The organism is Chitinophaga sp. (assembly GCF_039596455.1).
In the GTDB taxonomy this organism is placed as follows: Bacteria; Bacteroidota; Bacteroidia; order Chitinophagales; family Chitinophagaceae; genus Chitinophaga.
Map to the genome: position 1 here is coordinate 351,165 of NZ_JBCNJR010000005.1, position 19,953 is coordinate 371,117.

Consider the following 19,953-nt stretch of genomic DNA (forward strand, 5'->3'; position numbering starts at 1 on the left):
TAAATCTATGCGTTATGAATACCATCACTTCCACCCTGCCTGCATTGAACGATGCCAGGGAAATTACCGCTTCACAGGCGGAAAACTTCCGTAAAAACGGGCATATCCTTATCCCCCACGTGCTGGATGCCGGCGAAGCGGCCGCTTACCGCAATGTGATTGTTGACGCGGCCAGCCGGTATAATACGGAAAAGCGGAAAATGGAAGACAGGGATACTTATGGCAAGGCCTTCCTGCAGATCATGAACCTCTGGCGGGTAGACGAGCGGGTGAAACAATTTGTGCTGGCCCGGCGCTTTGCAAAAATGGCGGCAGACCTGATGGGGGTGGTGAACGTACGTATTTACCACGACCAGGCGCTGTTCAAGGAACCCGGCGGCGGCCCTACTCCCTGGCACCAGGACCAGTATTACTGGCCTATTGACACCCACAACACCATTACCATGTGGATGCCGCTGGTGGATATTGATGTAGACATGGGCATGCTCACCTTTGCCTCCGGCTCCCACAAAAACGGGGTTGTTTTCGACTATGAAATATCAGACGAATCTGAAGATGCGTTCAACCAATACGTGCGCAAGCAGCAGTTCCCCGTTACCCGGGCTTCAGCCATGAACGCGGGAGACGCTACCTGGCATTACGGTTACACCATTCACAGCGCGCCTGGCAATAACTCTCCCAACATGCGGGAAGTGATGACGGTGATCTATATGGCGGAAGACGCAAAGATCACCGAACCTAAACACAAGTGGCAGCGGAATGACCACGCCACCTGGCTGATGGGCTTGCCCATAGGCGGGCCGGCGGCTTCCGAGCTGAACCCGGTGGTATTGTAGTTACCCTTCGCCCTTTAGTATTTCAAGGTGTTTCTCTCTTATTTTCTTCCAGTCCGGGGTATTCTCCGCCTCTTGCCTGATAAACTGCACCAGGCCGGCGTCTTCCGGCTTGCGGCCGAGGTGTTTTTGTACATCCAGCAGTAGCAGCAGGTATTTGGCCTTGTCAAGCCCGGTGAGGTTTTCACCCATGCTTTTGTATTTCGGCAGCATGCTGTCTGCCAGCCCGGGATCTTCTTTGGAATACAGTACATCATACAATGCGGCAAAAGCCTTGGCATGCGCAGCGCTGTTCAGCGTGCGAAAAAAACGGTCTTCTTCAGTGCTCTTTACGCCTATGAACAGTGTATTGCCGCCGGGGTCTGCCAGCGTAAACCGGCGGTCTCCCACGAGGTTACGTATTTTGGTGATGCGCGGGAAGCCCGTGCGCGGAATTTTGCCGTAGTACTGTTTTAATGCGTCGGTAAACAGGCGGTTCGTTTCATCCACGTCCTGCACCATCAGGAAACACATGGTAGCGTTTTCATGCGGCGCTACCTTGCGGGTGCCGTAAAAATGCAGCTCAATATCCCCGCGCCGCAAGGCGGCGTACGGGTTGGGGGACGTGTATACGCCCAGCACCTCAAAACCCAGTTCCTTGTAAAACGCCACCTGGGCCCTGATGTCAGGGCAGGGCATAATGGGTATCACCTTCTCCCGGAGGTTGTTTTGCGAAGTTGCCATATCGGGCAAAGGTAGCCGCCGGTGTTTTACCGGAATTGGAAAAAAGAGACATTCTCAATATGGCATCACGGCCATGTACTGACGCGGACTGAAGCCGGAAAACTGCCGGAAGTCGTTGATAAAATGGGCCTGGTCGTAATAACCCAGGTGGTGGGCCAGGGCCGTGAGGCTGTCCAGCTTTTTGTATGCGGACAGGGAGGATTCAAAACGAAGTATTCTTGCATACAGCTTGGGGTTGAAGCTGGAAAACTCCCTGAACCGTCTCTCGAACTGTTTCTGTGACAACGCGCACTCTGCCGCCAGCTCCCGGATACTGACAAGCCCCCGCATGTTTTTCATCTTCCTGATGGCGTGGAGGATGGTCTGGTCTTCATGCCCCCGTCTCAACCGCTTTTCCAGGTATGCCGTCATGATGGCCATGCGCTGGCTGAAGCTACGGCCGGCAGCCAGGCTCTTGGCAAGGAAGGCGGCGTTGGCGCCCGGCAGTTCCGCCAGGTCTATTACATGGTTGGCCAGCTGCGCGGAAGGAATATCGAAGAAGAAAGGGATGGCGTACGAATGGATCGATACGCCGAACATTTCGGAGAAGCCGCCGGTATCAATGCGGCTGTGGCTGTCCGTATGGCCCTGTACGGCGGAAAACACCGGTTCATGGCCGTGCCTGTTGCGAGGGCGGAAGGCAAAGGCCAGCTCCGTGTTTGTATTGGCAGTGGAATGGTACACGAAATGGTCTTGCACGCCGGTAGCCCAACGGCTTTGCCAGAAGTGGCTCACATAGTGCTGCAGGGTGGCGCCGGGAAACGCAACTTCATATGTAAGGCTATCAGGGCGCATTTTTTAAAACAGCATGGCAAATATAATAAAAAAGTTATAAGTTTATCTCTGCATTTCTCCCTGACAAGTACATGTCAGCGTTGCCCTCAAATTCAAAGCAACTGTAATTTGTAGTAAATTTTCGACACTCAAATCGTAGTAATACTACCCTGTTTACCTCCGCTTGCTGCTAATTTAGCGCAGCATTAACTGTAAGAAAAATTAATCATTACCAGTCCTATGTAAGAAAGCTACTTTCCTACACAACATAAGTGGTCTTGTTTAACTCATCATGCTTCCCCCGGAGCGTGACTGATGCATTTATTATTATCCCCTGTTATATCAACACCAGATGAAAAAACTAATCCTGTTCAGCATCCTCACATTATTGGCAGCCCGTTCCTATGCGGATGATTATTATTGGGTAGGCGGCGCCGGCAGCTGGAGCGATCTCAACCACTGGGCCTCCACTTCAGGCGGCGTGGCCAATAAATCGATTGTACCAAGTTCAGAAGACGATGTGTATTTTGATGCGAACAGCGGCCTGGCTGCCGGCACGCTTGTGACGCTGCCTACCACCGGCCATGCCTATTGCCGCAATATGTCCTGGGCAGGCGTTACTACAGCCGCCGTGTTCAGGAACTACGGCTCCTTCCAGCTGCAGGTGAGCGGCAACCTCGAGCTATCTGCCACCGTCCGGTATGCCATCCAGACCATCAATTTTACCGGCAGCACTAACGCCACTTTCCGGAATAATGGTGCGGCCAGGGTTGGTTACGGACTGTATAACAATTTCATTGTAAACAAGCCCGGTGGCTCGCTTACTTTGCTGGACGGGCTTACCGCTGATGGCGGTGTTAACAACCTTGTGCTCACAACGGGAACATTGAATATGTCAGGGCTGAACCACGAGTTTGGCAGCCTGACAGCTAACGGTGCTACCCTCAGAAGCCTGAACATCACCAACGCTACCATCAAGCTTGGCGGTACCTGGGATAGCAGGGGCTCCAATATGACGCTGACTGCCGCAGGCTCCACCGTCACTTCAGACATGTTTCACTCAGTAGGCCTTACGTTCTCGAAAGTATTCGCAGAAAGGAACAACCCGGATATGGATATCGTCGGCAACACCTTCGAGGAACTGACGCTTGCCGCCGCCAATTCAAATATAGGTACCCAGCGCATAGGTGCGAACAATACCATAGGCCGCCTCGAATTCAAGGGCGGTGGCCGTCTGGCAGGTGCCGGCAACGTAATAGGCGAGCTGATACTGGCGCCGGGGAAAGGTTACATTTTCCATGGTAATAATACTATTAATACACTAATGCGGGCAAATACGCCTGACTGTGATGCTTTGGGTGAACTGAGGGGGGCAGACGCCAACGCAAAGCTTACTTTTGGCGCAGGCGCTACCGTAGATATCCGGAACGTTTATGTGACCAGCCTCACCGTTGCCGGCAGCGTTGCCCCTGTCTCCGCTCCCGGGTACGATGGCGGCGGCAATACCGGCTGGAACATTCAGCCCATGGCTTCCGGCAACTCCACCTTGTACTGGGTAGGCGGCGCCGGTAACTGGAACGACAAGGCCCACTGGAGCGCAACCAGCGGCGGGCCCGGCGGTGCCTGCGTACCGTTCATTACAGACAATGTGATCTTTGACGCCAACAGCGGTTTTACCGGTACCAGCAAAACAGTGAGCTTAACCACCACCGCCTGGTGTCATAACATGACCTGGACAAACGTGGCCAATTCACCCATTCTGGCAACCAGCGGGTACCCGCTGGAGATCTGGGGCTCCGTTTCACTAGATCCTACGCTGACCCTGCAGGCGGTACATACCCAATATGTAAGAGATGTCATAACGCTGAAAGGCACGGAAGCATCCACCCTCACCTTCAACGGATGCAACCTGGGCAACCCCTTGTTCAATGTTGACAAAACAGGTACAGATGGCGGCATCACCCTTACTGACAACGTAACCTTCCCCACCTGCAGCCTGAGAGTGGCCAGCGGCAAGTTCCTGATGCCGGGGCGCACGGTAAACGTGGCCGAGTTCAGAAGCCAGACCACTGCCGTACGTACCCTTGATTTCAGTAATGCCACCATCAATGTGAATGACTGGGCCATAGATGCAAGGAACGCCGTTTCCCAGAACAACGGGGCAGGCTCATTTATTACTGCAAAGGTGTACTTTGTTGTAAACGGCCATGCTTATCCGAAAGTACATTCCGATGCCGTTATCAACACGGTCAACATCACCGGCACCACCATTGACGAGCTGGTATTTACTAGTACCAGCCTTACCACAGACGTTACTGCCCTGAGCGGCAACGGCGGCAACACGATTGGCACGTTGGAGGTACGTTGCGGCGGGGTAGATTTTCGTGGCACCAATACCATCAATAACCTGTTACTGGCCCCGTCCCGAACTTATTATTTCAGGGGCACGCAGACCATCAACGGCCTTTTCCGCTTCAACAGCCCTGACTGTAATGGCCTGGGAGAATTGAGGGATTTAGACGGCACTCCCGCCATACTCAACTTCGGCCCTTCCTCCACACAGGATGTTAATAATGTTTACCTGCTGAATATGACCGCCACTGGCACTGGCGTTCCCATTTCCGTATCGGGTGCGGATGCAGGCGGCAATACAGGGTTTAATATAACGGCTTCCGCGGCTGGCCCGCGCTACTGGGTGGGCGGTTCCGGAGACTGGAACGAGTCTGCCCACTGGAGCACTACCAGCGGCGGCGCCGGTGGCGCCTGTGTGCCAACAGTCAGTAACGATGTATTCTTTGATGCTAACAGCTTTACGGCCGGCAGCAGCGCCGTTACTATTGCCCAGGGGAATGCCTACTGCCGGAATATGGACTGGACAGGGGCCGCCAACGCACCGTCGTTCACCAAAACCGCAACGCTCACTCTTGAGATATGGGGGAACCTTGTGATGAACCCGGCCGTAGACAATAATGTCAGGGTTGCCTTCATGGGCCCGGCCAACGCCACCTTTACATCCAATAGTTCCAGCCTGGGCACCCTGAGCATGGACATCATCAAGCCGGCCGGCAGCAGCCTTACTTTCGCTGACAACTTCAATAATCCCAATTCAGTAATAGTACTGGCAAGCGGTGGATTGAACCTGAGCGGCCGCACAGTTAATGTGTCCGTTGTTCAGGATGAAACGCAAGGCAAACCCACCCATATGGATATCAGGAATGCCACCATTTCCGGCAAGTGGCAATACATTGGGAGCAACAAAACAATACAGGCGGCCGGTTCACGGATAAATGCAACGCTTTTTAAGGTGAACGGCGGAGAATATAACTTCGTGGATGTGCTCACCGGTTCCTCAGCGAATATAGGCATCGGCCAAACCACGATTACCGATCTTGTATTCAGCGCTGCCATCGGCACATCACAGGCGTACATTGCCGCCAACAATACCATCGGCCGGCTGGAGTTTAAAGGAAGGGGGCTCATCAACGGTACCGGCAACACCATAGGTACGCTGATCTTTTCCCCCGGCATGACATATACTTTCCTGAACGGCTCCAGCACCACCATTACAGAAGAATGGTTCGGCAGCGGCACCCCCTGCAACCTGACGGAGATCACCAGCTCAACCGCCACCGGCACCTTTACCGTTACAAAAACGGCTGGCGACGTAGAGTTTGACTACGTGAGGCTGCGCAATATTACCGCGGCCGGCATTACGCCGTTCAGGGCGCTGGAACATAGCGAAGACCTGGGCAATAATACCAACTGGAACATTGCACCTTACAACGGCTCTACGCCTATATTAGGCCTGGGCCCTGATATTACCCTTTGCCCAACGGAGTTCCCCCATACGCTGAATACAGACGGCTTCTTTGCCTCTCCCCTGGCCTCCTTTGCCTGGAGCACCGGCAGCACAGACAAAACAATTACAGTAACAGAACCGGGCACCTATAGCGTATCTGTAACCTACCCGGACGGCTGCTCCCGTTCAGATAATATCGTTATCACCCGCAGCGACGTCACCGTTGCCCCCATCACCGGCAACACAGCCGTTTGTGAGGGAGAAGCCACTCCCCTGGCCAGCACTACCACCGGCGGCGCCTGGACTACCAGTGACGCGGCCATTGCCACGGTAAGCGCCACCGGTGAAGTAACGGGCGTAGCGCCGGGCACGGCCACCATCACTTACACCGTTACCAATGCAAACGGCTGCGGCGCCAGCCAGCAGCAGGTAATGACAGTGAATGACATGCCTGTGGTACCTGCCACCACCGGTACCCTTACCTTGTTTGCGGGCGGTACCACCACCCTTTCCAACACCACGCCAGACGGCGTATGGGCCAGCAGCAACACGGCCGTAGCCACTGTAGACGCAGCCGGTGTTGTAACCGGCGTAACCGGAGGTACGGCAAACATCTCCTATACAGTAACCGGTACGGGCGGATGTACGGCATCCAGCACGGTGACCGTTACGGTAGATGCGTTCTCTCCGAACAAACGCGTTCTCTCCATCACCAAAACTGCGGATGCGCAGGAACCTACCACTAACGGCAACTTTACTATCAGCCTGCCGGCCAGCGTGAACGCGGAAGAAGACATTACGATCACTTACACCATTGGCGGCACTGCCGGCCCAACAGATTATACGCCGCTGACCGGCACGGCCATTCTTGGCGCCGGCCAGAACAGCGTTGACCTGCCGGTAATAGTTACCAACGACGGTTTCATTGAGAACACCGAAACCGTGGAGGTAACGCTTGGCGAAGCCACCGGCGCCAGCTATACCTATACCATCAGCACTACCAATAATATTGCCACCGTAGATATCCTGGATGACGACAACTCCCCGGCCAGCCGGATACTGTCTGTAATTACAGGCAGCAATGGCGCGGAAGGCGGCACCGCAGGCCGTTATTACATCGGCCTGCCAACAGGCATCAACGCATCAGAAGATGTATCTGTTACGTACACCATGAGCGGCAAGGCCATCAACGGAACAGACTATACGAACATGACTGGCAGCGTGGTGATCCCTGCAGGCAGCAATGGTGCAGACGTGTTCATTACCGTTACCGATGACAAGATCATTGAAGGCAACGAAGACGTCATCATCACACTCACCGGCGGTACCAGCACATCTACCGGCAGTTTCACCGTTAGCGCCACACAAGGTGTTGCCAGCCTGGTTATTGTGGATAATGACAACACGGCCGCCAGCCGCACTTTAAGTGTAACTACCGCCGGCAATGCGTCTGAATCAGGCACCAACAGCTCGTTCACCATCAGCCTGCCAACGGATATGACCGCAGCAGAAGCAATTACGGTGAATTATACCATGAGCGGCACCGCTACGAACGGGGAGGATTATACGGCCGTTGCCATTTCAGCAGTGATACCCGCTGGCGAGAACAAAGTGGTGATTCCAATTACCGTTACGAACGACGACCTGATTGAATTAAACGAAACTGTTACGCTCACGCTCGGCAGCAACACTTCCACCAACTTTACTTTCCCTGCCAGCACCACTGCCGGCAGCGCCTCTCTGACTATTGCAGACAATGACAATACGCCGGCCAACCGGGCGCTGACCATTACCAGGGTAGCTGACGCGGCGGAACCCGGCACCTCCGGCAACTTCCGTGTTTCGCTGCCAGCGGGCGTACGAACATCTCAGGATATCAGGGTTACCTACTCGGTAGGCGCAGGAACGGCTACGCCGGGTACAGATTACACGGCTATTACATGGAATGTCATTATACCCGCCGGTTCTTCGGACGTACTGGTGCCGGTTACTGTTATAGACAATACAGTGATAGAGCCCACGGAAACCGTGATCCTGAACATATCCGGCGGCAATTCCACCAACTTTGCCTTTACGGTTGCTCCCGGCGGCGGCAGTGCCACGGTGAACATTACGGATAATGACTTTGCCGGTAACAGCAACGTGGTGTTGCTCACCAAAGTATCAGATGCTATAGAAGGTGGCACCAACGGGCAATACCGCATTTCGTTGCAGCCGGGAGTTACCAGTTCGGAAGATGTGGTGATCCGGTATGTTTATGGCATTCCGCCTCCCGGAGTCATAGCCGCAACCCCTAATACAGACTTCAATTTGCTGGGGCTCAGCGGTGGCAATATTGTAATACCGGCCGGAGCCAATGAAGTATATATCGATGTTGACGCCGGCAATGACGGTATTTTTGAAGGCCCGGAAAAGGTGATCCTCAACCTCACCACCGCAGGATCAGCCTCCTACCCGTTCACGGTAGATCCGTCCAACAGTTCGGCAGCCGTAGACATTATTGATGCCAACGCCGTTGCAACAACGCCTTTGCAGGTCATTGCAGGGGGCAATGCCGCAGAGCCCACATCACATACTTCCTTTACAGTAAAACTGGCAGGCGTCACCACTACGTCCGCCTGGCCCGTTACGGTAGGTTACCGTGTCTCCGGTACCGCCACAAGTGGCCTGGACTACGAGTCTTTCGGCGATATTGTGATACCGCGCGGCGTGAATAGCGTTACCGTCGACCTCAAGGTGAAGGATGACAAGATCATTGAAGATCTGGAAACGATGACATTCACGCTGCTTTCCGGCAGCGCTACTGATGGCAGCAATGTCTATGTATTCGAGCCGGACGAGGCATATAAGCAAATCACCTTGCTCATTGCGGACGATGACGCAGCTTTAGCCAACAACCGCCGCCTCTCTGTTGTCAAAACTATAGATGCCGCTGAGCCATCAGCTGGTGGTACTTTCACAGTATCATTGCCTGCGGGCTACTCATCGTCTGCCAACACCACGCTCACTTACAGCATGGGTGGTACGGCAACCCGGAATACAGACTACTCCGTCTTCACCATCACCCTGCCGGCATACTCGAATAGCCTGTCCATCCCCGTCCGCGTAACGGATGACATGATCATTGAAGGCACCGAAACAGTGATCATGAGCCTGAATGGCGGTACAGATGGCAATGATTTTATCTATACCGCGATGCCAGGGGCCAGCACAGCCACCATGAATTTAGCGGACGATGATGTAGACCCCGCCAAAATGGTGCTGTCCATTACCAACACCGGCAACGCCGCTGAGGGTGCTGCTAATGGCTCGTTCAGGATCAGCCTGCCGGAAGGGGTTACCTGCGCGGAGGACATCACCGTACACTATACTGCCAGCGGCACCGCTACGGCCGGCAGCGACTTTACCGCATTGCCATCCACCTTCACCATCCCCGCCGGTGATGACGGCGTTACCGTAACAATAACGGTGGATGATGACGACCTGGTAGAGAAAACAGAAACCGTTACCCTGACGCTTACCGGCGGCAGTGCAGACGGCGGCCTGACCTTCACGGCCGGCGGTAACAACAGCGCCACCGTGAATATCGCAGACAATGATAGCAGCCCGGCCAACACGGTTATCAGCGTTGCAGCGGGAGCCGATATTACAGAAGGCGCCGGGGCAGCCACCAGCTTCACCATCAGCTTGCCAGGCTCTGTGCTGGCTACGGAAGACGTAACGGTTACCTACCGCATCACCGGCACCGCCGTTGGAGGAAGGGACTACAATCTTCTGACCGGCACTGCGGTAATTCCCGCCGGCCAGCCCAGCGTAACGGTCAACATTACCGCCATTGACGATCCGTACATTGAAGACACGGAGACAGTCATCCTTACCCTCCTCAGCGCTGCCTCCAACAGCTTCAGCTGGAGCGTTAGTTCCACAGCGGGAACCGCAACGCTGAACATAGCTGATGACGATAACACACCGGCCAACCGCACCATCACTGTCACGAAAGTAACAGACGGCAGGGAACCCGGTACGCCCGGCATGTTCCGCTTCTCGCTGCCCGATGGCGTGCTGGTGGATGGCCCTGTACTGGTAGGCTACACAATCAACGGTACCGCTACCCCTGACGCAGACTATACCGCCCTTACAGGCATAGCGGAGATACGCATGGGTGAGAGCGGCGTGAACGTACCGGTAACCGTGCTCAACGACCAGGAGATAGAACCGGCCGAAACCGTTGAGATAATGGTAGTTGACGGCCACAGCCCCGGCATTGTTTTCAGCGGTTTCGGCACCGCAGTTGTGAACATCATGGACGATGAAAGCCGCGTACCCGCCAACATGACCCTCACTGTCAGCAAAACCGCAGATGCGGCAGAGCCCGGCACCAACGGCAGTTTCACCATCAGCCTGCCTTCAGGCATTACGATTGCTGAAGATGTAACCGTGACCTATAACATCAGCGGCTCCGCCACTCCGGATGCAGACTATACCGCCCTTTCCGGCACAGCGGTCATCACCGCCGGCCGGAGCGACGTCAGCGTACCGGTTACCGTGACTGACGACCAGTTCATAGAACTGGATGAGACCGTCACCATCACCCTTACGGCCGGCACGAGCACCAACTTTAACTTTACCGGCACCAGCAACGCTACCGTAACCATTGCAGACAATGAGCGTACCGCACCCGGCAGCCTGGAGCTGACGGTCAGCAAAAACGCAGACGGCGCAGAGTCCGGCTCCAACGGTAGCTTCACCATCAGCCTGCCAACGGGCGTGACTGCAACGGAAGATGTCACCGTTAATTATACTATCAGCGGCACCGCCACTGCGGGAACTGACTATACCGCCATCACCGGCGCCGTTACTATCCCGGCTGGTCTGCCTCATGTAACCGTACCTGTTGCCATCATCAACGACCAGGTGATTGAGCCCACGGAAACCGTTATAATGACCCTGGCCGGCGGTACCAGCACCAGCTTTACCTTCACCGGCACGGGCAACGCCGTCGTCAACATTGCAGATGATGATAACACCGCAGCCAACCGCGTGCTCACCCTCACCAAGGTGAACGATGCGGCAGAGCCCGGCACCACCGGTCGCGCCAGCGTATCCCTGCCGGCCAATATCACCACCGCGGAAGACATCACGGTTACCTACACCATAACCGGCAGCGCCACGGAAGACGAAGATTATGCCGCGCTTACCGGCACCGTGATTATCCCGGCCGGTCAAGGCAGCGCACAAATACCCGTTGCCGTGATAGACGACCAGGTGATAGAACCGCTGGAAAACGTGACCTTCACGCTCACCGGCGGCAGCAGCAACGGCAATGCCTTTACCGGCAGCGGCAGCGTGACCATCAATATTACTGACAATGACAACGCCCCTGCCAACCTGGTGCTGAACGTTATCAGCAACACCACCGCGGCAGAGCCGGATATACACAGCAGCTTCACCATTTCACTGCCGGATGGCATCACAGCTACCGAAGACATCACGGTGAGTTATGTAACCGGCGGTACCGCAACGGCAGATGATGACTACAGCGCCCTCAGCGGTGTTGCCGTAATACCCGCAGGCTCCGGCAGCGTAGACGTACCGGTAACCGTAGTAGACGATCTGCTGATTGAAGGCACCGAAACCCTTATCCTGGAAGTGACAGGCGGTACCTCCGCCAGCTTCACCCTGACGCCCGGTGATAATAATACCGCCTCTCTCGATATTATGGACGATGAGGCAGACCCGGCCAAGCTGGTAGTAAGCGTTACCAGGGGCGCAGACGGTGCTGAGCCCGGCGCCAACGGCAGCTTCACCATCAGCCTGCCCGCCGGCGTAACACCCTCCGCTCCCATTACCGTTACCTACACCGTAGCAGGTACGGCAGCGGCCGGAACAGACTACACCACGCTTTCCGGCACAGCGGAAATACCCGCCGGCGGCAATAGCGTAAGCGTGCCTGTAACGGTAACTGACGATGAACTGGTGGAAGGCCCCGAGACCGTAACGCTGACCCTTACCGGCGCCAGCGCTGCCGGTATCACGTATATCCTGGGTACCACGGAGGCCACCGTTACCATTGCAGACGATGACGCCACCCACCTCAGCCTGGAAGTAACCGCCAGCCAGCCCGATGCCGCTGAACCGGCCATCAATGGCGAGTTTACTATCAGCATTGCAGGCGGCAAACGTACCCTGGAACCAGTTACCGTTGCCTACACCATTAGCGGCACAGCCACTGCTGACGCAGATTACCAGGCCATCATCGGCGTGATCACCATCCCTGCCGGAGAGAACAGTGTAACCGTTCCCGTAAGAATAACAGATGACCTGCTGGTGGAAGACCCTGAAACCGTAACGCTGACCATCACCGGCGGCCAGTCTGCCGGCTTCACTTATGCAGCAGGCGCAGCCCAGGCCACCGTCACCATTACCAGTGAAGACGTTCCGGTGGGAGACCTTATCATCATCAAGGAAATGGTACAACCGCTTACTGGCCCGTACCGTCTTGGCCAGGACATCACCTACCGCATCACCGTGCGGAACATCGGCAACGGTATTGCCAGCGGCGTGGTGGTAACAGATACCCTGCCCATCCAGCTGGGTTTGCCATCCAACACCACGGCAACTGGAGGCCAGGTAACGGTGAATACAGACAATAAAATAGTGATCTGGACCATCGGTGAAATGCTGCCCAACGGCTCCCTGCAGCTGGAAGTACGCTGCAGGATAGTGGAAGGCGGCGCGCTGGAAGCTACCGCAGAGGCAGGCAGCACTACCATGGACGCTGACCCGTCCAATAACAAGGCCACCATGCGCTTGCAGATAGACGGGCAGGACATGAGCTTCCCGAACGTGTTCTCTCCCAACGGGGATGGCAAGAACGAAAGGTTCATCATTGGCGGTGTTGAAAAATACCCCGGCGCCAAACTGCAGGTGTTCAACCGCTGGGGCAGCCAGGTATACCGGTCTAATGACTACCGCAACGACTGGAACGGCTCAGACCTGAACGAAGGCACTTATTTCTACATACTGGAAGTGAAGAAACCTGACGGTATCAAAACATACAAAGGATGGGTGCTCATAGTACGATAATAACAAAATTCTCTGCTGATCTTAAACATACAACATGCAAACAATGCTCAGGGCAGTGATAACGGTGTTGCTCCTCATTCCGGGAGCCTGCGCAGTAGCGCAGCAGAACATACAGTTCAGCCAGTATGTGTTTAACGGGCTTACCGTGAACCCGGCCTATGCGGGTTACAAGGAAGACCTTTACCTGAACGCCACCTACCGCCACCAGTGGGCCGGTTTTCCCGGCGCGCCGCGTACCGGCAGCGTGTCTTTAGACGGGGTAACGCCCGGCAGCGACGGCCGCGTAGGCCTGGGCGGCCAGGTGCTGTTTGACCGCCTGGGGCCGCAGGAGGCTGTATCTTTCTACGGCTCCTACTCCTACCGCATCCCGCTGGATGCGGAAAACACGCGCCGCCTCTGCATCGGCATCGGCGGCGGGGTGAGCCAGTACTCCATTGACGGCGCCGCGCTGCAATATGTAGACAATAACGACGAAGCCATCCCCACCGGCAAAACCAGCACCTGGGTGCCAGACGCGCGTTTCGGCATTTATTATTACACCTCCCGGTTTTACGCGGGCGTTGCCGTGATGGACCTCTTTTCACTATATACAGACGCTTCGCGGTATAACTGGAAAGGGAATAACTATTCCACCATCCGCAAAACGCAGCATATGTACCTCACGGCCGGTACGGTATTCCCGTTGGGAGAGCACCTGAAGCTGAAGCCGTCTTTCCTGATGAAGGAAGACTTCAAAGGCCCCACCGCGCTTGACCTCAATGCCTTTTTGCTGATCGGCGAAAAGCTCTGGGTAGGCGGCTCTTACCGCACCAATGTGAACATCTGGAAAAAGACGGCCCTGCAGCGCGACCTGCAGGAAGAGAACGCGGCCAGCGCCATGGTGGATTTTTTCGCCACGGAGCAGCTGCGCATCGGTTATTCCTATGACCTGAACGTGAACAAAATGGCCGGTTACCAGTCTGGCTCCCACGAAATATCCCTTGGGTTCCTGCTGCGGTCCAAAAAGTATTCCGTACAGAGCCCCCGGTATTTTTAACCTTATTATGCAGGAAGTATGATACAACGCAGTTTAACTTTTATCCTCACCATAACGCTGGCCGGCAGCCTGCAAGCACAGGAGCAGAAAAGCGTGCTGCAGCTGGCTGAAGAAGCCTATGCACGGGAAGAGTACGCCGTGGCCGGCGCGCTGTACCAGCGCATAGCCCGCAGCAAAAAAGACAGAACGCCGCTGCCCCTGATGATGAAGATGGCCCACAGCCACCGGGAAACCGGCCGCTTCACGGAAGCAGCCTTGTTCTACCGCCAGATCATTGCCCGGCCCAATCACCCCGCCGCTGCTTACTTTGCCTACGGCGAAGTATTGCGGCAGCTGGAACAATATGATTCCGCACGGCAGCAATACGCCCTGTTCACCACTACCAACGCAGACAGCGCGCAGCTGAAGAACATAGCCCTGCAGGGTTGCGACAGTGCGGCCATATGGAAACAAACGCCCGCCTCCCTGCAGCTGCAGCCCCTGAAAGAGCTGAACACACCCGGCTCAGACCTGGTGAACGGCCGGGTGAGCAGCGGCTTGCTGCTCATGTCTAACGGCTACAGGGAGCTGGTACTAAGCGGGCTTTCCGAAGCCAACCCGTCAACAGACAAACGCACACAACAACCTTTTTACAAAGCATACACTTACCGGCAAAACACACCCGGCAACCCTGTGATGCACCTGGAAGAGCTGCTGCCCGGCGTAATGGGTACATTCGACTATCACATCGGCCCCGCCTGCCTGAGCAGCGCGGAAGACACGCTGTACGCCACCATCAACATACAGGGCAAAAACGTTCCCCTCACCAGCCGCAAAGGCGCAGTGAACGGCAAGCGCCAGCTGCAGATATGGCAATCCGTGAAAACGGACGGCCGCTGGAGCCAGCCCGTGCTGCTGCCCGGCATCAACCTGGCAGGCTATTCTTCCAGCCACGCGCTGCTGAACCGGGAAGGCAATGTGCTCTACTTCGTATCAGACCGTCCCGGCGGCCAGGGGCAAACAGACCTTTGGTACTCAGAAAAACAGGCAGACGGTACCTGGGGCGCGCCTGTGAACTGCGGCAGCGGCATCAACACCATAGCCGCGGAATCTTTCCCTACAATAAACGAAGAAGGCGTACTGTATTTTTCGAGCAAGGGCTTCCCCGGCTTCGGCGGCTATGATATTTTCCGCGCCAAGGGAGAGAAAGCCAGCTGGCAAACACCGGAGAACCTGAAAGCACCGCTCAACTCCGGCGCGGATGACATCGGTTTTATTGCAGACAACAACGGCCGGCAGGGATACATTGCCTCCAACAAACAGGGCGGCGCCGGCAGTGATGATATCTACTATTTTACAGACGTAGACTTTTTCAACAAGCTCAACGGCATTCAGCCCCCCGCCGTTACTACCGCGCATAACATCCACCCTCCTGCCCCGCAACACCAAAATACCCCTGCCAGGCAGCAGCATAGCGCGGAAGAGGAAGCAGATAAACAAACCCTGGAACAGCTGAAATTCCTGTATGACTACAACAGCGCCCGGCTGCTGCCGGAATCTCAGGCCATCCTTGACCAGGTAGCGGGCGTGATGCAGCGGCATCCTGAGTGGAAGATCATTGTGATCTCCTACGCAGACAGCCGCGGGTCAGATGCGTATAACAATAACCTGTCTGCCAAGCGTTGCCTCTCTGCTATCAACTATCTGGCAGGGAAAGGGATCAGCGAAAAACGGCTCTACTACGTGAATAAAGGAGAGCTTGACCCGGTGAACAGGTGTGCGGACGGCGTGCCTTGCAACGAGGAAGAATACCGGCTGAACAGGCGGTCTGAGTTGAGGGTGATCTGGTAGGTTTCAATACTATTTATAAAAAAATGGCCTGGAGGTTCTTCCAGGCCATTTTCGTTATCAGAACTTAAAGCTCATAGTGCCGATCAACTGCCGCGGCATCTGGGGGATCATGTTCGTCCAGCCCATCCAGTAGCGCTTGTTGGTCAGGTTATTCATTTTCAGGCCAAAGCGGAAACGCGGGTGGTCATAAGACAGGGAAGCGCCTACCAGTGTGTATTCCGGCAGCATCAGCGCGCCGTCCGGTTTCTGGTTCACGGCTACAGACTCGCCGGCGTAGTTGACGCTGATGCCAATGCCCAGGCCTTTCAGCGCCGTGCCGGTAAAGGTGTAGTTGGTCCAGAAGTTGGCCGTATTACGCGGGCCGGTGCCGGCGGGACGGAGCCCTTCCGTAGCGGCGTCTGCCTTCACCATCCATACATCGTTATAACCATAACCCAGCATTACCATCCAGCCATCTAGCGGGTTGGCCAATACGTCTGCTTCAAAACCGCGGCTGCGCTGCTCGCCGTCCTGCACGCTGAACTGGGGATTGTTCACGTCCGCACGCACCACGTTCTTCACAAAAATATCGTAGTAGCTGAGGCTGCCCGTGATCTTGCCTTTGCCGTCACTGAACTTCACGCCGCCCTCCCACTGGTTGCCCTGTTCAGGCTTGAAAGTGTTGCCCTGCGCATCCGTACCGTTCTGGTTTACGAAACCGTTCTGGTAGTTGGCGAAAACGGAGATCCTGTCAGGGATGGGCATGATGATGAGGCCTGCCCTGGGAGACACCGCCGTCTGTTTGTAGCCGCCTTCATATTCGCCCGTAGTATTGTTATAGGCGCCTCTGGCGTCAAAATGATCTACACGAACGCCGGCAGATACGATCACGTATTTGCCCAGGTTGGCCACATCATTGGCATAGGCGCTGTACACCCGGTTATCGTAATTGTAATCCAGGCTGGAATTGGGCGTTTTGGCGTACATGTCCAGCACGCGGTTATAGCTCAGGTCACGATAGTTGGGCACGTTACCCTGGGCAGACACTACATCGAACACATCGGTATAAGGTACTACTCCAAACAGGCTGCCCACGTAGCGGCGGTAGGTGGTGCGGGAGTAAAAGTTGGAATAGTCCAGCCCTACCACCGCGCGGTTGCGCACGTTACCCCAGGTGTAGTCACTGATGAAGTTCTGCTGCACTTCCACGGTGCGCGTGTGACCGGTGGGGTTCCACACCATGCGCGCCAGGCTGTCGTGCCCAGCGCCGCCAAAGGAAGGGTTGCCACCCAGCGCGGAACGGATGAAGGTGCCGAAATAATTGGGCAGCAGGTAGGAATAACCCATGTAGCCGCTGCTCTGCGTATTGTTATAGGTAACCGCCGTACGGGATTTCCAATGGCCGGAGAGCTTGTGCTCTATGTCTGCAAAAATGGAGTTGGACTGGGTGCTGTTATACAGCTCGTCAGAGATGAAAGAGCGGTTGTAGTCCACTTTCAGCTGGTCTATGCGGTTGGTGCCCAGCGCTTCCACGAAGGTTTTGGGCGCGTTGGCCATGATGCCGTCTACCGTTCCTTCCGGCAAGCCTTGCTGCAGCAGCAGGCCGCGGAGGGCGCTGTTGATCTGCGTAGGGGGCATGAAGAAGATGAAGTTGCCGCCGTTGGAGTTGCCTTTGCTGCCGGTCAGCTCAGCGTCCAGGGTGATGCGGAGCTTGTCGTTCGGCTTGTAGGTGAAAGAAGGCGCAATGTTGTAGTTCTTCTGGAAGCCTGCATCCTGCCAGCTGTTTTGCTGCTGCCAGGCCATGTTCATGCGCATGGCCATGGTCTGGTCTTTATCCAGCACGGCGTTCACATCTGCGGAGGTACGGAAGAAGCCGTAGTTGCCGAAAGCCAGGTCTACCGTGCCGCCGTTGCGGAAGTAAGGTTGTTTGGTAACACGGTTGATGAGGCCGCCATAGGAGGTGATAACCCCGCCGAAGAGCGTGGCGGAAGGGCCTTTGATCACTTCTATCCTTTCCACGTTGGTCATGTCTACGTTGGTATTCACGATGTTGGCCAGGCCGTTGCGGGCTTTGGTGGAGGTAGAAAAACCGCGGGAGGTGAAGAAGCTGCCGCCGTCTATGCGGTTGGTGGCATCCCAGAGTTTGGACACGCCGGCCGCGTTCTTCATGGCATCTTCCAGCGTCATGGCTATCTGTTTGCGGAGCACCACATTAGAGATGGTGTTGTACACCTGCGCGTTTTCCATGTTGCGGAGCGGCAGCTTGGATACGTCTTCGTTACTCTTTTCCATGAAAGATTTGGATTCCACCACCACTTCCTGGAGCAGCTGGGTCTGGAATTCCATCACTATTTCTATGGTTTGAGTAGTGCCGGCGTCTACCTGCACCTGCCGCTCGCGGGCGGACATGCCGCTGGCGGTAATATGGAGCAGGTAGTTGCCGGGCTGTATATTTCGCAGGAGATAACTGCCTTTTTCATCTGTGACCGTTTTGTGGGCGGTACCCTGCAGCTGCACGGAAGCCCCTGCCAGGGGTTTGTTTTCAGTGGTGGATATAACGCCCCTGATAGCGCCGGTCTGGGCATAGGAAATTAACGCCGTCAATACAAAAAGCATTGACAGCAGGAAAGAACGTTTCATGCTCGGTTTTTTGAGTTAGTTAGATTGGGTACAAAGGTGCGGAGCGGTATGGGGATGCGGTATTCGAATCGGGAAAAGTTTTTACGCGAAAGGGAAATTGGTGTTGGAACATCGGGTTAACGTGCAATTATCAAAGTTTGAACGTTACTACTTGTCAAACACCTTACCCTTCGGTGTTTCGTATTTAAATACAAACAGCACCTTAGACTCGGGATTCACACTTTTAAAGTCAAATCCCGCATACCATTCATCGTCAATCTTCACGTAATGCCCCCAACCGAGCACTTTTTCAATGTCTTGTTTATTCTCAAGAGAAGAAAGCGGCTGGCCTATATACTTTTTGCCGTTGATAAGGAACGCCGTGTCCCTGGTGCTGATGAATATGATTTTCCCTTTATGTACCGCTCCGGAAAATTTAATCTTGCCTACATCGAAACGTATCATGTCTTCAAAGCCGTATGGTGGCGGTACGTACAACCCTCCTTCTGTACTTCCCGTCCAGGCCTGGCCGAGTTTCGGGATCTCCTGCGCGGAACAATTGTTGACGTTCATGGTAAGAAGGGTTGCGGCGAAGAAAAACAGTTTTGTCATGGGGCGCTTTTTGGGATACGCTAAAGCTAAGGTTTTTTTGAATACAACTACGCTCATCCCTGTCCTGTAAACAGGACTGCATCAGTCCCGGAAAAGGGACTGCACAGACCCGAAACCAGGACCGCCGCAGTCCCGCATCCGGGACGCACAAAAATGCGGTTTCCAAAAACATACCCTTAAAACCACGCACTCCCACCCCCTGAAAAACAAAAATCGGGACTGAAAAAGCACGCAAAAACCGGTGAAATGACCTCTTTTTTGCAGAAAAGCCGCCTTCCTCCTCCTGCCCCCTTGCGTTCATTATGGGAAAAACAGCCTTTTTCAGGCGCATACAGGCCGTAAATATCATTTGCCTGATCCAACTATCACTGCAGCCCGGATCATGCCCATATTGCCCGGCAAAAGGGCAAATGTGTCACAAACGGGGTTTAGCATAAGACGCTTTAGGGCGTATCGGGGCCTCCCGGCTACCTGTAAAGGGGTTTCAGTTAGGGCAAAGGGTCACATCCTAAAATAGGTTTACACCCAAAAATGTAAACCAATGAATCAATTAAAAAGAAGGGGCCGTCGTAGTATCCATGATTTGGCCTTTAAGCGGCAAGTAGTCGCCCATTACTGTAGCG

8 protein-coding genes are annotated in these 19,953 nt (G+C 55.0%); 4 read left to right on the forward strand and 4 right to left on the reverse strand.

The genetic code is table 11. The features are described 5' to 3' along the window. Nucleotides 1–14: 14 nt before the first annotated feature. Nucleotides 15–836: a phytanoyl-CoA dioxygenase family protein gene (locus tag ABDW36_RS17815; RefSeq protein ID WP_343703283.1), complete on the forward strand. Its 822-nt coding sequence runs from the start codon at nt 15–17 to the stop codon at nt 834–836. Here ABDW36_RS17815 and ABDW36_RS17820 read toward each other — a convergent pair whose 3' ends face one another. Together ABDW36_RS17820 and ABDW36_RS17825 are read right to left on the reverse strand one after the other, a co-directional pair. Continuing rightward, nucleotides 837–1,556, reverse strand: coding sequence for a hypothetical protein (locus tag ABDW36_RS17820; protein WP_343703284.1), 720 nt, complete (start codon nt 1,554–1,556; stop codon nt 837–839). 54 nt (nt 1,557–1,610) lie between these two features. Next, nucleotides 1,611–2,390 (reverse strand): AraC family transcriptional regulator, encoded by a 780-nt coding sequence (locus ABDW36_RS17825; RefSeq protein ID WP_343703285.1) that lies wholly within the window; start codon nt 2,388–2,390, stop codon nt 1,611–1,613. Nucleotides 2,391–2,721: 331 nt separating this feature from the next. On the opposite strand from ABDW36_RS17825, the gene ABDW36_RS17830 reads away from it, so the two are divergent. The 3 genes from ABDW36_RS17830 to ABDW36_RS17840 are packed head-to-tail and all read left to right on the forward strand — an operon-like array spanning nt 2,722 to nt 16,120. Beyond that, nucleotides 2,722–13,254, forward strand: coding sequence for a Calx-beta domain-containing protein (locus tag ABDW36_RS17830; RefSeq protein WP_343703286.1), 10,533 nt, complete (start codon nt 2,722–2,724; stop codon nt 13,252–13,254). 34 nt (nt 13,255–13,288) lie between these two features. Further along, entirely contained in the window at nt 13,289–14,290 is a 1,002-nt protein-coding gene (locus ABDW36_RS17835; protein ID WP_343703287.1) for a type IX secretion system membrane protein PorP/SprF, read from the forward strand. A gap of 18 nt (nt 14,291–14,308) precedes the next feature. Further along, entirely contained in the window at nt 14,309–16,120 is a 1,812-nt protein-coding gene (locus ABDW36_RS17840; protein ID WP_343703288.1) for an OmpA family protein, read from the forward strand. A gap of 57 nt (nt 16,121–16,177) precedes the next feature. Here ABDW36_RS17840 and ABDW36_RS17845 read toward each other — a convergent pair whose 3' ends face one another. Both ABDW36_RS17845 and ABDW36_RS17850 read right to left on the reverse strand, forming a co-directional pair. Then, entirely contained in the window at nt 16,178–18,739 is a 2,562-nt protein-coding gene (locus ABDW36_RS17845) for a TonB-dependent receptor (protein WP_343703289.1), read from the reverse strand. 147 nt (nt 18,740–18,886) lie between these two features. Then, nucleotides 18,887–19,330, reverse strand: a complete 444-nt coding sequence (locus ABDW36_RS17850; RefSeq protein WP_343703290.1) for a hypothetical protein — start codon at nt 19,328–19,330, stop codon at nt 18,887–18,889. Between the last annotated feature and the right edge of the window lie 623 nt (nt 19,331–19,953).

Excerpts from the sequence above, each read along its gene's own strand:
- ABDW36_RS17815 (WP_343703283.1), top strand. The coding sequence starts at position 15 with ATGAATACCATCACTTCCACCCTGCCTGCATTGAACGATGCCAGGGAA.
- ABDW36_RS17820 (WP_343703284.1), bottom strand. The coding sequence starts at position 1,556 with ATGGCAACTTCGCAAAACAACCTCCGGGAGAAGGTGATACCCATTATG.
- ABDW36_RS17825 (WP_343703285.1), bottom strand. The coding sequence starts at position 2,390 with ATGCGCCCTGATAGCCTTACATATGAAGTTGCGTTTCCCGGCGCCACC.
- ABDW36_RS17830 (WP_343703286.1), top strand. The coding sequence starts at position 2,722 with ATGAAAAAACTAATCCTGTTCAGCATCCTCACATTATTGGCAGCCCGT.
- ABDW36_RS17835 (WP_343703287.1), top strand. The coding sequence starts at position 13,289 with ATGCAAACAATGCTCAGGGCAGTGATAACGGTGTTGCTCCTCATTCCG.
- ABDW36_RS17840 (WP_343703288.1), top strand. The coding sequence starts at position 14,309 with ATGATACAACGCAGTTTAACTTTTATCCTCACCATAACGCTGGCCGGC.
- ABDW36_RS17845 (WP_343703289.1), bottom strand. The coding sequence starts at position 18,739 with ATGAAACGTTCTTTCCTGCTGTCAATGCTTTTTGTATTGACGGCGTTA.
- ABDW36_RS17850 (WP_343703290.1), bottom strand. The coding sequence starts at position 19,330 with ATGACAAAACTGTTTTTCTTCGCCGCAACCCTTCTTACCATGAACGTC.